The 16804-nt window shown below is 73.9% G+C and carries 13 protein-coding genes; 10 read left to right on the plus strand and 3 right to left on the minus strand.

The annotated features are described in order from the left end of the window. On the plus strand, window positions 1–1299 hold the full coding sequence (locus ACZ7HT_RS14300; protein WP_471164567.1) for a tachylectin-related carbohydrate-binding protein: 1299 nt from the start codon (window positions 1–3) through the stop codon (window positions 1297–1299). A 50-nt stretch (window positions 1300–1349) separates the two neighbouring features. Here the strand turns inward: ACZ7HT_RS14300 and ACZ7HT_RS14305 are convergent, their stop codons facing one another. Together ACZ7HT_RS14305 and ACZ7HT_RS14310 are read right to left on the minus strand one after the other, a co-directional pair. Continuing rightward, window positions 1350–1547 carry a helix-turn-helix transcriptional regulator gene (locus tag ACZ7HT_RS14305; RefSeq protein ID WP_471164570.1) on the minus strand — a complete coding sequence of 66 codons (198 nt, stop codon included), beginning with the start codon at window positions 1545–1547 and terminating at the stop codon, window positions 1350–1352. A gap of 286 nt (window positions 1548–1833) precedes the next feature. Next, on the minus strand, window positions 1834–2754 hold the full coding sequence (locus tag ACZ7HT_RS14310; protein ID WP_471164573.1) for a sugar phosphate isomerase/epimerase family protein: 921 nt from the start codon (window positions 2752–2754) through the stop codon (window positions 1834–1836). A gap of 170 nt (window positions 2755–2924) precedes the next feature. Between ACZ7HT_RS14310 and iolC the strand changes: the two genes are divergently transcribed. The 6 genes from iolC to ACZ7HT_RS14340 all read left to right on the plus strand — a co-directional run bounded on the left by iolC (window position 2925) and on the right by ACZ7HT_RS14340 (window position 11855). Next, window positions 2925–3872, plus strand: a complete 948-nt coding sequence (iolC, locus tag ACZ7HT_RS14315) for a 5-dehydro-2-deoxygluconokinase (protein WP_471164857.1) — start codon at window positions 2925–2927, stop codon at window positions 3870–3872. A 9-nt stretch (window positions 3873–3881) separates the two neighbouring features. Beyond that, window positions 3882–4694 (plus strand): 5-deoxy-glucuronate isomerase, encoded by an 813-nt coding sequence (gene iolB, locus ACZ7HT_RS14320; RefSeq protein ID WP_471164576.1) that lies wholly within the window; start codon window positions 3882–3884, stop codon window positions 4692–4694. Then, window positions 4691–6541: a 3D-(3,5/4)-trihydroxycyclohexane-1,2-dione acylhydrolase (decyclizing) gene (gene iolD / locus ACZ7HT_RS14325; protein WP_471164578.1), complete on the plus strand. Its 1851-nt coding sequence runs from the start codon at window positions 4691–4693 to the stop codon at window positions 6539–6541. The genes iolB and iolD overlap by 4 nt, the downstream gene beginning before the upstream one ends. Window positions 6542–6565: 24 nt before the next feature. Then, a complete protein-coding gene (gene mmsA / locus ACZ7HT_RS14330; RefSeq protein ID WP_471164581.1) occupies window positions 6566–8068 on the plus strand; it encodes a CoA-acylating methylmalonate-semialdehyde dehydrogenase in 1503 nt (500 codons plus the stop codon). Window positions 8069–8235: 167 nt separating this feature from the next. After that, window positions 8236–10965, plus strand: a complete 2730-nt coding sequence (locus tag ACZ7HT_RS14335) for an alpha/beta fold hydrolase (RefSeq protein WP_471164583.1) — start codon at window positions 8236–8238, stop codon at window positions 10963–10965. After that, window positions 10962–11855, plus strand: a complete 894-nt coding sequence (locus ACZ7HT_RS14340; protein WP_471164585.1) for an ABC transporter permease — start codon at window positions 10962–10964, stop codon at window positions 11853–11855. The genes ACZ7HT_RS14335 and ACZ7HT_RS14340 overlap by 4 nt, the downstream gene beginning before the upstream one ends. Window positions 11856–11862: 7 nt before the next feature. Here ACZ7HT_RS14340 and ACZ7HT_RS14345 read toward each other — a convergent pair whose 3' ends face one another. Next, window positions 11863–12582: a helix-turn-helix domain-containing protein gene (locus tag ACZ7HT_RS14345; RefSeq protein ID WP_471164588.1), complete on the minus strand. Its 720-nt coding sequence runs from the start codon at window positions 12580–12582 to the stop codon at window positions 11863–11865. Window positions 12583–12852: 270 nt separating this feature from the next. Here ACZ7HT_RS14345 and ACZ7HT_RS14350 point away from each other — a divergent pair, with 270 nt between their 5' ends. The 3 genes from ACZ7HT_RS14350 (at window position 12853) to ACZ7HT_RS14360 (ending at window position 16801) form a co-directional block, all read left to right on the plus strand. After that, window positions 12853–13323 carry an anthrone oxygenase family protein gene (locus ACZ7HT_RS14350; RefSeq protein ID WP_471164590.1) on the plus strand — a complete coding sequence of 157 codons (471 nt, stop codon included), beginning with the start codon at window positions 12853–12855 and terminating at the stop codon, window positions 13321–13323. Between the two features lie 388 nt (window positions 13324–13711). Next, window positions 13712–14644, plus strand: coding sequence for an AfsR/SARP family transcriptional regulator (locus ACZ7HT_RS14355; RefSeq protein ID WP_471164593.1), 933 nt, complete (start codon window positions 13712–13714; stop codon window positions 14642–14644). 141 nt (window positions 14645–14785) lie between these two features. Continuing rightward, entirely contained in the window at window positions 14786–16801 is a 2016-nt protein-coding gene (locus ACZ7HT_RS14360) for a helix-turn-helix domain-containing protein (RefSeq protein WP_471164595.1), read from the plus strand. The last annotated feature ends 3 nt before the right edge of the window (window positions 16802–16804 follow it).

Raw genomic sequence — 16804 nt, forward strand, 5'->3', positions numbered from 1 at the left:
ATGAGACAGCTGCGCAGAGCCCTCGTCACGGCGGGCCTCGCCCTCGCCCTCGCCTCCTCCGTCCTGACCGGCGGGGCCGCCGCGGCCACCGCCGCGCCCGAACCCGGCACGATCACCCAGGAGGGCGGCGCGCTGCGCGTGCCGGCCGGTGAGGAGGGGCCCGTCACCACCCGGCTCACCGTCACCCTGCCGCCTGGAGTCACCGGGCCGATCCAGGGCGAGCGCCTCGGCTTCCTGGCCGAGGACGGAACACCGGGCGACCGGCCCGGACCGCGGATCACCTCGACCTGCGCCGTCGACGGCGGGGCCTTCGCGCCCTGCGCCTGGGACTCGCCCGACCCGGAGACGGTCGACGGCATCTGGCTCCTGTTCGACCTGCCGGCGGCCCGGGTGCCCGCAGGCGCCTCTACCGTCACGTACGACATCACCATGGACGTCGGCTCGGACTTCGCCCGGTTCGGCGACATCTCGACCGCCGTCGACCTGCGCGACGCGACCGGCGCCGTCGTCGCGCGCGGCGACCTGACCTTCTCCTTCGTGCCGGGCACCCTAGAAGCCTCCCTCAGGACCTCGCTGCACGCCCGCGACCGGAGCGGCGTCCTGTGGCAGTACGACGCCACCGGGCACCCCGACGCCCCGCTCAAGCCGCGCAAGCGGGTCGGCGGTGGCTGGAACGTGTACACCGCCCTCACCAAGCTCGACCGCACGACTGCCGCCGGCGCGGGCGACCTCGTGGCCCGCGACCGGGACGGCGTCCTCTGGTACTACCGGGGCCGTCGGCGAGAGGGCGCGCCCTTCGAGCCGCGCCGGCGGGTCGGCGGCGGCTGGAACGCGTACACCAGCCTCACCGGACTGCCCGGCGGCGACCTCTACGCCCGCGACCGGGACGGCGCCCTCTGGCGCTACCCGGGAACATCCCTGGCCGAGCATCCGTTCGGGAGCCGGGTGCGGGTCGGCGGCGGCTGGAACGCGTACACGAGCATCGTCGCCTTCGGGGACGGCCTGATCGCCCACACGCCCGACGGCCGGCAGTGGCGCTACGAGAAGGCCGACGACGGGGATCCGGCCGTGCCCTTCGAGCCCCGCCGGGCCGTCGGCGGAGGCTGGAACGCCTACACCGCCCTCGCCGGGACGGGCAGGATCGGACCCTCCGCGTACGGCGACGAACCGTCCCTCGCCGCCCGGGCCGGGGACGGCAGGCTCGTCGTCTACAGCGTGGTGAAGTTCGACGGAAAGAGCGAGCCGTACTACCCCCGGCCCGGCGGCTGGGGCTGGGGCATCTACGACCTGCTCGCCTGAGCGGCGCGAAGGCCCCCGCCCGCGGGCGGGGGCCTTCGCGGCGAGCGGGATCAGTCGCGGCGTGCCCGGTTGCCGGGGCGGCTGGCGACCCAGGCGTGGATCGTGTCCGCGTACCAGTAGGGCTTGCCCGACTCCACCTGGTCCGGAGCCGGGAGCAGCCCGTGCTTCCGGTAGGAGCGGACCGTGTCCGGCTGCACACGGATGTGTGCGGCGATGTCCTTGTACGACCAGAGCCTTCTGTCCGTCATGCCCGGTACCTCCCTGCGCGCCGCGCAGCGGCGGCGGGGGTGCCGTTCGGGGGCGCTGCGCGGCGGGCGGTTGATCAGCCTCTGCCCCGTGCAACGGCCCTCCCGACCGGAGGGCAGCGGCTGTCGAGCGCCTGTGACGCAAAGCCCGCGTAACGGAGACATATGTGACGGCGGAGGGACTCGTGTGACGGAAGCGGAACACGCGCCTGTCGGTGTGTCCGCGTGCGTCAGACCTGGTCAGAGCGGTATGCGCGGGTCGCGCGCCCGTCCTGCGCCAGGGGACGCGTCACACGCCGCACGAGCGGAGGAAGCCCCGGGTCCGCAGGGCGATCGGATACGGCACGTCCGGCTCGCAGGGGTACATGTCCTGCTCGACGATCGCGAACAGGTCCACGTCCAGGGCCGACGCGGCGGCGAGGACCGGTTCGAGCGCGGGCACCCCGGCCGGCGGCTCGCACATCACGCCCCGCGCCACCGCGGGACCGAACGGCACCCCCTCGGCCACCACCCCGGCGAGCACCTCCGGGTCGACCTGCTTGAGGTGGAGGTAGCCGATCCGCTCCCCGTACGTCTCGATCAGCTTGACGCTGTCCCCGCCGGCGTACGCGTAGTGCCCGGTGTCCAGGCAGAGCGCGACCGCGTCCGGATCGGTCGCGTCGAGGAAGCGCGCCACGCTCTCCTCGCCGTCGATGTGGGTGTCGGCGTGCGGATGGACCACGATCCGCAGCCCGTACCGCTCGCGCACCTCCCGCCCCAGACGCTCCGTCAGCCGCGTCAGGTCCCGCCACTGCCCGGCCGTGAGCACGGGCTCCTCCAGGACCTCGCCGGTCCTGTCGTCCCGCCAGAACGACGGGATGACCACCAGGTGCTCGGCACCCATGGCCTGCGCGAGGGCGGCGTTCTCGGCGACGTGCGCCCAGGTCCGGTCCCAGGCGTCCGGGCCGTGGTGGAGGCCGGTGAAGACGGTCCCCGCCGAGACCCGCAGGCCGCGCCGCGCGGTCTCCTCCATGAGGACGGCCGGATCGGTGGGCAGATAGCCGTACGGACCCAGCTCGATCCACGTGTAGCCGGCGCCGGACACCTCGTCGAGGAACCGCTGCCACGGCACCTGCCGGGGGTCGTCGGGGAACCACACCCCCCACGAGTCGGGGGCCGATCCGATACGGATCCGGGACGCTGGCGACGGCTGCGGCGACGGCTTCGTCATGCCTGCCACCTTGGCCGCGGCCCGAGAGCACCGTCAAGCGGTGGGGTCGTCCGAATGTCCGGACATGTCGTTGACACGCCTCCCGGCGGACGACTAGACCTGAGGACGGAGCCGACGGCGGTCCGACCGAGAGGTGGCGCGTGGAGACGGAGCCGTACGACCTGATCACCATGGGGCGCCTCGGCGTGGACCTCTACCCGCTCCAGACCGGTGTCGGGCTCGACCGGGTCGACACCTTCCGCAAGTTCCTCGGCGGCTCCGCGGCCAACGTCGCCGTCGCCGCCGCCCGTCTCGGCCGCCGCGTCGCGCTCGTCTCCCGCACCGGCGCCGACCCCTTCGGGGCCTATCTGCGCCGCGAGCTCAAGGGCTTCGCCGTGGACGACCGCTGGGTGACCGAGGTCGACGCGTACCCCACGCCCGTCACCTTCTGCGCGCTCTTCCCGCCCGACGACTTCCCGCTGTACTTCTACCGCCGCCCGCAGGCCCCCGACCTGGAGATCCGGCCGCACGCGCTCGACCTCGACGCGATCCGCGCCGCCCGGGTCTTCTGGGCGACCGGCACCGGCCTGTGCGCCGACCCCAGCCGCTCCGCGACCCTGGAGGCGCTGCGGGCCAGGTCCGGCCGGGAGACGACGGTCCTCGACCTGGACTGGCGGCCGATGTTCTGGGCGGATCCCCCGGCGGCCCGCCCGTACTACCGCGAGGCCCTGCGGCACGCGACCGTCGCCGTCGGCAACCTCGACGAGTGCGAGGTCGCCACGGGGGAGCGGGAGCCGGAGGCCGCCGCCCGCGCGCTCCTCGCCACCGGCGCGGTCCGCCTCGCCGTCGTCAAACAGGGCCCCGCGGGCGTCCTCGCGCTCGCCGCCGACGGCAGCCGCGCCGAGGTGCCGCCGCTGCCGGTCGAGGTCGTCAACGGGCTCGGCGCGGGCGACGCGTTCGGCGGGGCGCTCGTCCACGGACTGCTCGCGGGCCAGGACCTCGACACGGTCCTGCGCCAGGCCAACGCCGCCGGCGCGATCGTCGCGGGCCGCCTGGCCTGCTCCTCGGCGATGCCGGACGCGTCGGAGATCGCGGAGGCCCTCGCGGCGGGCAGCGGCACCCTGCCGGAACGGGGGTAGGGATCCGCCATGGACACGCGCCTCCACCTCCCCGCCGGGACCGCCTCCCGTGCCCCGTACGTCCTCGACGTCGACCCCGACCTGGCCGGATGGACGTACTCCTCCCTCCGCGTCCTCGTCCTCGGACCCGGCGAGATCCACTCCTTCGGGAGCGGGGATTGCGAATGGGTCGTGCTTCCCCTCTCCGGTGCCTGTAGCGTGCGCGTCGACGGCGAGATCCTCGAACTCCAGGGCCGCGCGAGCGTGTTCGACAGGGTGACCGACTTCGCCTACGTACCGCGCGACACCCACGCCCAGATCGCCTCCGGCGCGGGAGGCCGCTTCGCTTTGGCAGGAGCGAAATGCGAGCGACGACTCCCCGCCCGCTACGGCCCCGCGCCGGAGGTTCCCGTCGAGACCCGCGGCACCGGCAGCCGGGCCCGCCGGGTGCGGAACTTCGCCTCGGCCGACGCCTTCGCCTGCGACCGGCTCATCGCCGTCGAGGTCGTCACCCCCGGCGGGAACTGGTCCTCCTACCCGCCGCACAAGCACGACGAGCACCACCCGGGCGCCGAGTCCGTCCTGGAGGAGATCTACTACTACGAGGTCCAGGGCCCCCACGGCTACGCCTACCAGCGGATCTCGCCCTCCCGGCCCGGCGGCGCCGACCTCCTCGCCGAGGTCCGGGACGGCGACGCGGTCCTCGTCCCGGACGGCTGGCACGGGCCCTCGATCGCCCAGCCGGGGCACGACCTCTACTACCTCAACGTCATGGCGGGCCCCGGCCCCGAACGGGAGTGGAAGATCTGCTTCCACCCGGACCACACGGAGGGATACGCATGAGGCTCACCGTCGCGCAGGCCCTCGTCCGCTTCCTCGCCGCCCAGTACACCGAGCGCGACGGCGTCCGGCAGCGGCTGATCACCGCCACCTGGGGCATCTTCGGCCACGGCAACGTCGCCGGGATCGGCCAGGCGCTGGTCGAGGAGCGGCACATGCCCTTCCACCAGGGCCGCAACGAGCAGGCCATGGTGCACGCCGCCGTCGGCTACGCCCGCCAGAGCAACCGGCTCTCCGCGCACGCCGTCACCACCTCCATCGGCCCCGGCGCCACCAACCTCGTCACCGGCGCCGCCCTCGCCACCATCAACCACCTGCCGGTCCTGCTCCTGCCCGGCGACACCTTCGCCGGCCGCCCCGCCGACCCCGTCCTCCAGCAGCTCCAACTGCCCTCCGCGGGCGACGTGTCCGTCAACGACTGCCTCCGCCCGGTCTCGCGCTACTTCGACCGGGTCACCCGGCCCGAGGCCCTGATCCCGGCCGCCCTCGCCGCCGTCCGGGTCCTCGCCGACCCCGCCGAGACCGGCGCCGTGACCCTCGCCCTGCCCCAGGACGTCCAGGCGGAGGCGTACGACTGGCCGGAGAGCCTCTTCGCCGAGCGGATCTGGCCCGTCCGCCGCCCCCGCCCCGCTACGGAGGAACTCGACGCCGCCGTCCGGGCCGTGAGGGCCGCCGAACGGCCGCTGCTCCTCGCGGGCGGCGGCGTGAAGCACAGCGCCGCCGAGGACGCGCTGCGCGAGCTCGCCGACCGCACCGGCCTGCCCGTCGCGAGCACCCAGGCCGGCAAGGGCGCACTCCCGTACGACCACCCCTGCGACGTCGGCGGCATCGGCCACACCGGCACCGACACCGCCAACGTCCTCGCCCGCACCAGCGACCTGGTCATCGGCGTCGGCACCCGCCTCACCGACTTCACCACCGCGTCCGGCACCCTCTTCCGCCCCGACACGCCGTTCCTCAACCTCAACATCGCCGCGTTCGACGCCCACAAGCAGGCCGCGCTGCCCCTCGTCGCCGACGCCCGCGAGGGCCTCACCGCCCTCACCGAGGCGCTCGGCGGCCACCGGCAGAGCAGGGCCGAGTGGCACCGCTCGAAGGCCGCCTGGCAGGAGCGGACCGACGCCGCGTACGCCGCCCCCGACGAGGACGCCCGCCCCACCCAGACCCAGGTCCTCGGCGTACTCGACACTCTGGTCGACGGCAGCGACATCCTGATCAACGCCGCGGGATCGCTCCCCGGCGACCTCCACAAGCTGTGGCGGACCCGCTCCCGCGACCAGTACCACGTCGAGTACGGCTACTCCTGCATGGGCTACGAGATCCCCGCCGCGATCGGCGTCCTCCTCGCCGCCCCCGGCCGGCCCGTCTGGGCGCTCGTCGGCGACGGTACGTATCTGATGAATCCCACCGAGATCGTCACCGCCGTGCAGGAACGGCTCCCGCTGAAACTGGTTGTCCTGCAGAACCACGGGTACGCCTCCATCGGGGGCCTCTCCGAGGCCGTCGGCGCCGAGCGGTACGGCACCGACTACCGCCACCGGGACGCGGACGGAGGCTTCACCGGCCCCCCGCTCCCCGTCGACCTCGGAGCCAACGCCGCCTCCCTCGGAATGCGTGTCCTGCGCCCTCATACCGTCCGTGACCTGCGGGAAGCCCTCGCGGACGCCCGGAAGGCCACCGATCCCACATGTGTCTACATCGAGACCGAAACGGCAGACAGTGTGTCGGGCCCGCCCCCGGCCCAGGCGTGGTGGGATGTGCCCGTGGCCGAGACCTCGACCCGCCCGTCGGCGGTCAAGGCCCGCGAGGAGTACGACCGGCACGTCACCGCCCGACGCCGCCATCTCTGAAGGCCCTGTAAGGAGTAACTCGTCATGACGAAGAGCGTCCACCACTGGATCGGTGGCAAGACCGTCGAGGGCACGTCGGGCAACTGGGGCCCGGTCACCGACCCGGCCACCGGTGCCGTCACCACCCAGGTCGCCCTCGCCTCGGTGGAGGAGGTCGACGCGGCCGTCGCCGCCGCGAAGGACGCCTTCGCCACCTGGGGCAACTCCTCGCTCGCCCAGCGCACCACGATCCTCTTCAAGTTCCGCGCGCTGCTCGACGCCAACCGCGACGCCATCGCCGAGCTGATCGTCGCCGAGCACGGCAAGGTCCACTCCGACGCGCTCGGCGAGGTCGCCCGCGGCCTGGAGATCGTCGACCTGGCCTGCGGCATCACCACCCAGCTCAAGGGCGAGCTCTCCACCCAGGTCTCGAACCGCGTGGACGTGGCGTCCATCCGCCAGCCCGTCGGCGTCGTCGCCGGCATCACGCCCTTCAACTTCCCGGCCATGGTGCCGATGTGGATGTTCCCGATCGCCATCGCGACCGGCAACACCTTCATCCTCAAGCCCAGCGAGAAGGACCCCTCCCCGTCCCTGAAGATCGCCGAGCTGCTCGCCGAGGCGGGCCTCCCCGACGGCGTGTTCAACGTCGTCCACGGCGACAAGGTGGCCGTCGACCGCCTCCTGGAGCACCCGGACGTCTCCGCGATCTCCTTCGTCGGCTCGACCCCGATCGCCCGCTACATCCACACCACCGCCTCCGCCAAGGGCAAGCGCGTCCAGGCGCTCGGCGGCGCCAAGAACCACATGCTGGTCCTCCCGGACGCCGACATCGACGCCGCCGCCGACGCGGCCGTCTCCGCGGCCTACGGCTCCGCCGGCGAGCGCTGCATGGCCATCTCCGCCGTCGTCGCCGTCGGCGCGATCGGCGACGAGCTCGTCCAGAAGATCCGCGAGCGCGCCGAGAAGATCAAGATCGGCCCCGGCGACGACCCGACCTCCGAGATGGGCCCGCTCATCACGGCCGTCCACCGCGACAAGGTCGCCTCCTACGTCCACGGCGCGGCGGACGAGGGCTGCGAGGTCGTCCTCGACGGCACCGGCTACACGGTCGACGGCCACGAGAACGGCCACTGGATCGGCCTGTCCCTCCTGGACCACGTGCCGACCTCGGCCAAGGCCTACCAGGACGAGATCTTCGGCCCGGTCCTCTGCGTGCTGCGCGCCGAGACGTACGAGGAGGGCCTCGCCCTCATCAACGCCTCGCCGTTCGGCAACGGCACCGCGATCTTCACCCGCGACGGCGGCGCCGCCCGCCGCTTCCAGCTGGAGGTCCAGGCCGGCATGGTCGGCGTGAACGTGCCGATCCCGGTGCCGGTCGGCTACCACTCCTTCGGCGGCTGGAAGGACTCGCTCTTCGGCGACCACCACATCTACGGCAACGACGGCATCCACTTCTACACCCGCGGCAAGGTCGTCACGACCCGCTGGCCGGACCCGGCCGACGCCCCGTCCGGCGTCGACCTGGGCTTCCCGCGCAACCACTGACACGCGGACCTGGCCGACGGCCCCCGGGGTGCTGGACAGCACACCCCGGGGGCCGTCCCCGTACCGCGTCCGCTGTACGGGGACGTGCCGCGTACGACCTGAGGAGGCCGCCGAATTCCGTCCACGGGTCGCCGTGCCCCGCGGCGTCGGCGCCTAGGCTCGACGCCATGCGACTCCGACTTCCCCGGTGGGCCGCCGTCACCGCCGTCCTCACCGTCCTCGCGGGCGCCGGTACGTGGACCGCCGTCGCCACGGACGAGGCGCCGCCCGTGCGGCGCGCGGACCGGGCCCTCGACATCGACGGGGTGCGCATCGACACCTCGTACTTCACCGACGGCTCCACCGGCCGGCGCCCCGCCGTCCTCCTCGGCCACGGCTTCGGCGGCTCCAAGGACGACGTCCGCGCCCAGGCCGAGGGCCTCGCCCGCGACGGCTACGCCGTGCTGACCTGGTCCGCGCGCGGCTTCGGCGCCTCCACCGGCTCGATCGGCCTCAACGACCCCGCGCACGAGGTCAAGGACGTCCAGAAGCTGATCGACTGGCTCGCCGCCCGCCCCGAGGTCCTCCTCGACAGGCCCGGCGACCCGCGCGTCGGCGTCACCGGCGCCTCCTACGGCGGCGCGATCTCCCTGCTCGCCGCCGGGCAGGACCCGCGCGTCGACGCGATCGCCCCCGAGATCACGTACTGGAACCTCGCCGACGCCCTCTTCCCGAACGGCGTCTTCAAGAAGCTCTGGGCCGGGATCTTCTTCTCGGCCGGCTCCCCGGACACGGGCGGCTCGCCGGACACGGGCGGCTCGCCGTCCACGGGCGAGTCCACCGGCGAACGCGCCGTGGGCGGCTCCTGCGGTCGGTTCACCGCCGAGCTCTGCTCCCTCTACCAGCGCGTCGCCGTCTCCGGGAAGCCCGACGCCGCCGCCCGCGCCCTCCTCGAAGCCCGCAGCCCCGCCGCCGTCGGAGCCAGGATCAAGGTGCCCGCGCTCCTCGTCCAGGGCCAGTCCGACTCGCTCTTCACGCTCGCCCAGTCCGACGCCATGGCCCGTACCCTCACCGCCAACGGCGCCCCCGTCGCCGTCGACTGGATCGCCGGCGGCCACGACGGCGGCGACCGCGAGACCGAGCGCGTCGAGCGCCGTGTCACCACCTGGTTCGACCGGTGGCTGAAGCGCGACGCCTCCGTCGACACCGGCCCCGCCTTCCGCGTCAGCCGCACCGGCGGCGTCGACTCCACGGACGGCAAGGCCACCCTGCGCGCCGCGACCGCCGACCGCTACCCGGGTCTCACCTCCGGCACCGAGCGCCTCGCCCTCGACGGGCCGCCGCAGACCTTCACCAACCCGCCGGGCGCCGCACCGCCCGCCGTGTCGGCCGTCCCCGGCCTCGGCGGCGGACTCTCCGGACTCTCCTCCTTCGGCGTCGGCCTCTCCCTCGACCTCCCCGGCCAGCACGCCCGCTTCGACGCGAAGCCGCAGGCCGGCGCCCTGCGGATCACCGGCACGCCGACCGTCCCCGTCCGGGTCACCTCCACCGCCGCCGACGGCTCCGCCGTCCTCTTCGCCAAGGTGTACGACGTGGGGCCCGACGGACGGCAGCAGGTGCTGCCCGCCCAGCTCGTCACCCCCGTCCGCGTCGACGGCGCCAAGGCCGGGAAGAGCGTCACCCTCACCCTGCCGGCGATCGACCACGAGGTGGAGACCGGGCACCGGCTGCGTCTCGTCGTCGCCGCCACCGACCTCGGCTACGCCTCCCCGGCGGTCCCCGCCCGCTACACCGTCGCCGCCGAGGGCCCGCTCACCGTCCCCACCGCGCCGGGCCTCGCCACCCAGGCCGCCGGTCTGCCCTGGTGGGTGGGGGGCCTGCCGCTCCTCGGGCTCGCCGGGGCCGCCGCCCTGCTGCTCACCGCCCGCCGCAAGGTGACCGCGCCCGCACCCGACCCCGAACTCGCCTCCGTACCCCTCCAGATCACCGGCCTGTCGAAGAAGTACCAGGGCGGCGACCTTCCCCAAGCTCTCGGCTTCGCTCGAGCAGGGGATACCCCATTCAGCGTCCGGGACCTCTCGTTCCGCGTCGAACAGGGCCAGGTCCTCGGCCTCCTCGGCCCCAACGGTGCCGGGAAGACCACCACCCTGCGCATGCTGATGGGCCTCATCACCCCCGACGAGGGCGAGATCCGCGTCTTCGGCCAGGCCGTCAGGCCCGGCGCCCCGGTGCTCTCCCGCGTCGGCGCCTTCGTCGAGGGCGCCGGCTTCCTGCCGCACCTGTCGGGCCGGGAGAACCTGGACCTGTACTGGAAGGCCACGGGCCGCCCCGCCGAGGACGCCCACGTCGACGAGGCCCTGCGCATCGCGAACCTGGGCAGCGCCCTCGAACGCGCCGTCCGCACCTACTCCCAGGGCATGCGGCAGCGCCTCGCCCTCGCCCAGGCCATGCTCGGCCTGCCGGACCTGCTCATCCTCGACGAGCCGACCAACGGGCTCGACCCGCCGCAGATCCGCGAGATGCGCGAGGTGATGATCCGGTACGCGGCCGGGGGCCGGACCGTCATCGTCTCCAGCCACCTCCTCGCCGAGGTCGAACAGTCCTGCACGCATCTGGTCGTCATGGACCGGGGGCAGCTCGTGCAGGCCGGACCGGTCGCCGAGATCACCGGCTCCGGCGACACCCTGCTCGTCACCCTGGCCGGGGAGATCGACGACGCCCTCGTCGCGAAGATCGACGCCCTGCCCGGCATCGGCACGGCGACCCGCACCGACGGCGGGCTCCTGGTCCGCCTCGACGGCACCGGCCCGACCGGCCTCATCGGCGAACTCGTCCGCCTGGACGTGCCGCTGACCGGCGTCGGCCCCCACCGGCGTCTGGAAGACGCGTTCCTGACCCTGATCGGAGGAGCCGCGTGACCGCCACGGCCACCCCGCCCGCCCCGCCTGCCTCGTCCACCCCGTCTTCGAGCGCCCCCGGCTACCGGCCCGGGCGCACCCTGCCCCTGCGCGTCGAGGCCCTCCGCCAGTGGAAGCGCCGCCGCACCCTGGTCATGGGCGGCATCCTCGTCGCCCTGCCGTTCGTCCTGATCGCGGCCTTCGCGATCGGCGGCCCGGGGGACGGCGGCCGCGGCGACCGCATCACCCTGATGGACACGGCGACGGCCTCGGGCGCCAACTTCGCGGCGACCTGCCTCTTCGTGTCGGCCGGCTTCCTCCTCGTCATTCCGGTGGCGCTGTTCTGCGGGGACACGGTCGCGTCCGAGGCGAGCTGGTCCTCCCTGCGGTACCTCCTCGCCGCGCCCGTCCCGCGCTCCCGGCTCCTCGCCTCCAAGCTGACGGTCGCCCTCGCCTACAGCGCGGCCGCGATGCTCCTCCTCCCGCTCGTCGCCCTGGCCGCCGGCACGGTCGCCTACGGCTGGGGGCCGCTCCGGCTGCCGACGGGCGGCTCGATCCCCGCCGGGGACGCCCTGCTCCGGATCGGGATCGCCGTCGCCTTCGTCTTCGCCTCCCAACTGGTCACCGCGGGCCTTGCCTTCTGGCTGTCCACCCGCACCGACGCCCCGCTCGGCGCGGTGGGCGGCGCCGTCGGTCTGACGATCGTCGGCAACGTCCTGGACGCGGTCACGGCGCTCGGCGACTGGCGGGACTTCCTGCCCGCGCACTGGCAGTTCGCCTGGATCGACGCGCTCCAGCCCCAGCTGGAATGGGGCGGCATGGTGAAGGGCACGGCGATCTCCCTGACGTACGCCCTGGTCCTCTTCGCCCTGGCCTTCCGCGGCTTCGCCCGCAAGGACATCGTGTCCTGAGGCTCTGTCACAACCACCCCCTCCGAGCCGCTTCCGCGCCCGCGCGGAAGCGGCTCGTCGTGCCGAGGGCGGCCATCAGCTCGCCCACCCTGCGGCTGTACGTCCGCGCGGACACGCCGAGCCGGGTCGCCGCCGTCTCGTCCGTGACCCCCGACAGGAGGGCGTCGAGGACCGGGCGCAGTTGAGGCGGCAGATCGCGGGGCGGCGGCGGGGGAGGCGCCGCGAACGTCAGCTCCTCGGCCGCCGCCCAGCAGGCGTGGTGGGCCCGGACGAGAGCCTGCACCACGACCGGGTCCCGGATCAGCAGCAGCCCGTTGTACAGCAGTTCCAGGTCGAGCGGGACCGCGGCCACCGTCCGGTCGACGACGATCATCTTGAACGGGATGGCCTCCGCGAGGCGGGCCCGGCCGGGGAGCCGGAGCCCTTCCCCGAGCCGGGGCAGCGCATGCCGCGGGACGATCCGTCTGACCTCCTCGGCCCGCTCCACCGCGGCTCGCATGCACGCTCCCGCCAGCTCCAGGAACGGCTCGGGGATCGCGAAGCCCGCGGAGGCGACCGGGTCGTCGAAGGTCAGCAGCTCGTGCCGGGTGGAGGCGGCCAGCCCGGCGAGTGCGGCACTGATCCGCCGCGCACCCCGGACCGGCCGCCCTGCGGGCCGCTGTCCCTCGGTCGCGGCCCGGTTCATCGCCGAACGGGCGAGCATCACGGAGCCCGCGCTCTCTGCCACCGCTGACCACCCCCGCCCGATCGATGTCCACTCCATGTACGCATGTGACTGCACACGGTGACAACCCCTGTTGAAAAGGATGGCGAATCCATGCCACGGCGCTTCACCCGTGTCGCCGCCGCCGCACCGGGGCTCCTGCGCAACTCCTCCGACGGATCTTCGCGGGCCCCTCGCGCGCCCCATGCGCAAGTGCCGTTCGGAGAGGGTGAGTTGAAGTCGGGTGATCCCTACGGCTGACGCGTGCGGCGGGTGGCGGGCCAGAATGGCCGCATGGCCACCCTGCTGCTCGCCCTCGCCGTCGGAAGCACCGGGCTCTACGCCGGTTTCCTGGTGATCTTCCAGACCGGGATCATGCCCGCGCTCGCCCGGCTGACGGACCCGGAGTTCGTCACGGTGATGCGCCGGATCAACGAGTACGTGCCGAGGGCCGTCTTCCTCACGGTCTTCCTGGGCGTGATCGCCTTTCCCGCGGCCGCCTTCCTCGTCCCCGTCGACGGGCGGACGGACACGCAGAAGTGGCTGCTCCTCGCGGGGCTCGTCTGCGCGGCCCTCAACCACGGGGTGACCGTCGCCGGGAACGTCCCGCTCAACACGGCCCTCGCGGCGTCGGAGCGGGACGGGAGTGACGACCCCTCGTCCGCCCGGGCCGCGTTCGAGAAGCGCTGGAACGGCTTCCACCGTGTCCGTACGGCCCTGATCACGCTCGCGTTCGGGCTGCTCACCGCCGCCGCGGTGCTCTAGGGCGCACCGGGAGTCCCGGAAGCGTGCACCGGGAGTCCCGCAAGCGCGCACCGCGGGGTCCCGGAAGCGCGCGCCGGGGAGTCCCGGAAAACCGTACCTACGCGCCGGTTTCTGGCGTGATCTCGCGGGTGACAGCCCTTCCCGCATCCGAAAGGACCCTTCGAAAGCGTACCCCCGAGTCCGGAAACAGTCTTTCAGTGGGCGCAAGATCTACGCCACTGGCGAGAACCCGATGCGAGATATTCGGGCAAACAGGGTGAATCACCACGATATCCCCGACCGTCATTCCGTACCCTCCGGTTTCTTATTGACATGGCTACAGGGGTCTTTTCTAATCATCAGGAGGTCATCCCGCGCACAGACACCGCACAGACACTGAGGGGGCAAAGTGGACGTCCGGATCCTGGGGGGACTGTCGGTACGTGAGAACGGGGTCTCGATCACCCCGACGGCGGCCGCGCCCCGCCAGCTGCTCGCCCTGCTCACGGCCAGCGCCGACCAGGTCGTCCCCGTGACGGTCCTGACCGAGGAGCTGTGGCCGTCCGGCGCGCCCCGCGGCGCCCGCGCCGAACTGCAGGCGCACATAGCCGAGTTGCGGACCCTCATCGCGGGCGCCCTGCGCGACGCCGACCCGGCGGAGCCGCGGCCCGGCTGGTCGGACCGGCGCAGCGCCGAGGCGATCCTCGTCTCCCAGCCCGGCGGCTACCGGCTCGACACCGGCGGCGGCCCCAACGACGTCTGGCAGTTCGAGCGCGCGGCGGGCGCCGGCTACCGCGCCATGGAGGCCGGCGACCTGTCCCGGGCCGCGCTCCGCCTCGGCGAGGCGCTCGCCCTGTGGCGCGGCGAGCCCTACGCGGGCGTGGCCGCGGGACCCCGGCTCCGCCGGGAGATCGAGCGCCTCGAAACGTCCCGGCTCAGCGTCCTCGACCAGTGGCTGGAAGCGCAGCTGGGCCTCGGCCGGCACGCCGAACTCGTCTCCGAACTCACCGGACTCGTCGCCCGCTACCGCACCAACGAGCCCCTGCACGCCCACCTCATGGTTGCGCTGCTGCGCTGCGGACAGCACGACGAGGCCCTCGTCGTGTACGAGCGGCTGCGCGCGGCCCTCAACGCCGAGACCGGCATGGAACCCTCGGCGCGGCTCCGCCGGCTCCAGCGCTCGGTCCTCGCCGTCCGGGACACCGCCGGCCGCCCCGCGTACGGCCCCCGGATCCCCGCCCAGTACGTCCCCAGCCGGCACGTCCCGGCCCCCTACGTCCCCGCCCAGTACGGCACCGCGCAGTACGGGCCCGCCCGCTCGCGGCTCGTTCCGGCGGTCTGACCGCCCGTCCGACCGCCGGTCCAGGGGAATGAAGTGCGGCAACTCACCGTTGACCGACTCCCGAAGCCGAATTATTTTCGGCGAGCGGGGCGGGTTTTCTCCTAGGTGCCCGATTTCGCTCGACTACGGGGGGCAGGGGCCATGACGGTGCACGGCGCGGACGGAGCCGGTGGTGCCGACGCGCTGCTCACGGTCCTCGAACTCCTCGCCCGGCAGGCACCGCCCGCCCAGTTCGACACGGTCCTCGACGAGGCCCGGCGGTCCGGACTGACCGGTGCGGAACTCCAGCGCCTTGAGCGGGCCGTGACCCTCGCCGGCCAGGTCCGCGCGGGACACGAGCGCGACGCCCGCCGCGGGGCCGGACTCGCCAGCCTCACGGACACCGCCCGCGACCTCACCCTCTCCTACGACCTCGACAGCCTGCTGCGGGTCATCACCCGCCGCGCCCGGCGGCTCCTCGGCCTCGACCTCGCCTATGTGACCCTGCGCGGCCCGCACGGCGCCAGCTTCGTCCACACCTCCGAGGGCTCGCGCACCGCGACCGGCCCCGGCGCGCGCCTCACCCCCGGCCTCCGGATCGCCGAGGGGTACGGACTCGGCGGCGCCGTCCACCTCCACGGCGAACCCGTCTGGACCGCCGACTACCTCGCCGACGAGCGCTTCGCCCCCTCCGGCTCCCTCGACGCCGGCGTCCACGCCCCCGCCTTCGACGAGGCCGCCGAATCCGCCCTCCGCGCCGAGGGCGTCCACGCGATCGTCGCCGCCCCGCTGCGCAGCGGGGACACCGTCATCGGCGTCATGTACGGAGCGGACCGGCGCGTCCGCCACCACACCCCGGACGAGATCAGCCTCCTCGCGGGCCTCGCCGACCTCGCCTCCCTCGCCGTCGAGAAGGCCGGCCTGATCGACCGCACCCGCGCCGAGGTCTCCGAACTGGAGCGGGACAGCGCCCGGGTGCGCACCAGCCTCGCCCGGATGCGGCACGTCAGCGAGGCCCACGGCCGCATCATGAACCTCGTCCTCGCCGGCGGCGACCTGTGCAACGTCGCCAAGGCGGCCGCCGACGCCCTCGACGGGACCGTGCTGATCCGCGACCCCGGCGGCCGGCCCCTCGCCGCCGCCGGAGACATCCCCGGCCTCGACGAGGAGGCCATCGCCAAGGCCTCCCTCGACGCCCACGCCCGCCGCCGCCCCGTCCTCACCGACGGCGACACCTGGGTCGCGCCCGTCATCGCGGGCTCCGAGGACCTCGGCGGCCTCGTCATCCGTGCCGCCGGCGGACTCACCGGCGAGGACGAACGCCTCCTCGAACTCGCCGCCCAGTGCGTCGCCTTCCTCCTCCTGGTGCGCCGCTCCGCCGCCGTCGCCGAAGGACCCGTCCGCGACGAGCTCCTCGACGACCTCATCGCCGACCCGCCGCACGCACCGCAGCACATCGCCCAGCGGGCCCGCCGCCTCGGCGTCGACCTGCGCCGGCCGCACGTCCTCGTGCTCGCCCGGCCCGAGGGCGGCGAGCAGGGCCGGGCGGTGGTGTGGGCGTCCTCGTACGCGTACCGGCTCTCCGGTCTCAAGACCGTGCAGGGCGGCTGCATCGTGCTGCTGCTCCCCGGCATCGACGCCTCGGCCGCCGCCAAGGCCGTGTCCGCCGAGCTGTCGCCGCTGCTCGGGCACCCCGTCTCCGTCGCCGCCGCCGGACCCGCCGAGAGCCCGGACGGCGTCGGACGGATGCACCAGGAGGCCCAGCGCTGCCTGGACGCGATGAGCGCGCTCGGCGGCACCGGCTCCGCGGCCTCCGTGCAGGACCTCGGCTTCCTGGGGCTGCTGCTCTCCGACGACAACGACGTCGACGGCTTCGTCGAGGCGGCGATCGGGCCCGTACTGGACTATGACGCCGAGCGGTTCACCGACCTCACCCACACCCTGGAGGCGTACTTCGCCTCCGGCGGCAGCCCCTCGATCGCGGCCGAGGCGCTCCACGTCCACGCCAACACGGTCTCCCGCCGCCTGGAACGCATCGGCGAACTCCTCGGCCCCGGATGGCAGAAGCCCGGACAGGTCCTGGAGGTCCAGCTGGCGCTGCGCCTCCAGCGGACCCGCGAGGTCCTGGCCCGCGGCCGCGGCCCCGCCGGGCCCACGGGCCCGACGGGACCGGCCTGACCC

The organism is Streptomyces sp. NPDC037410 (assembly GCF_055602235.1).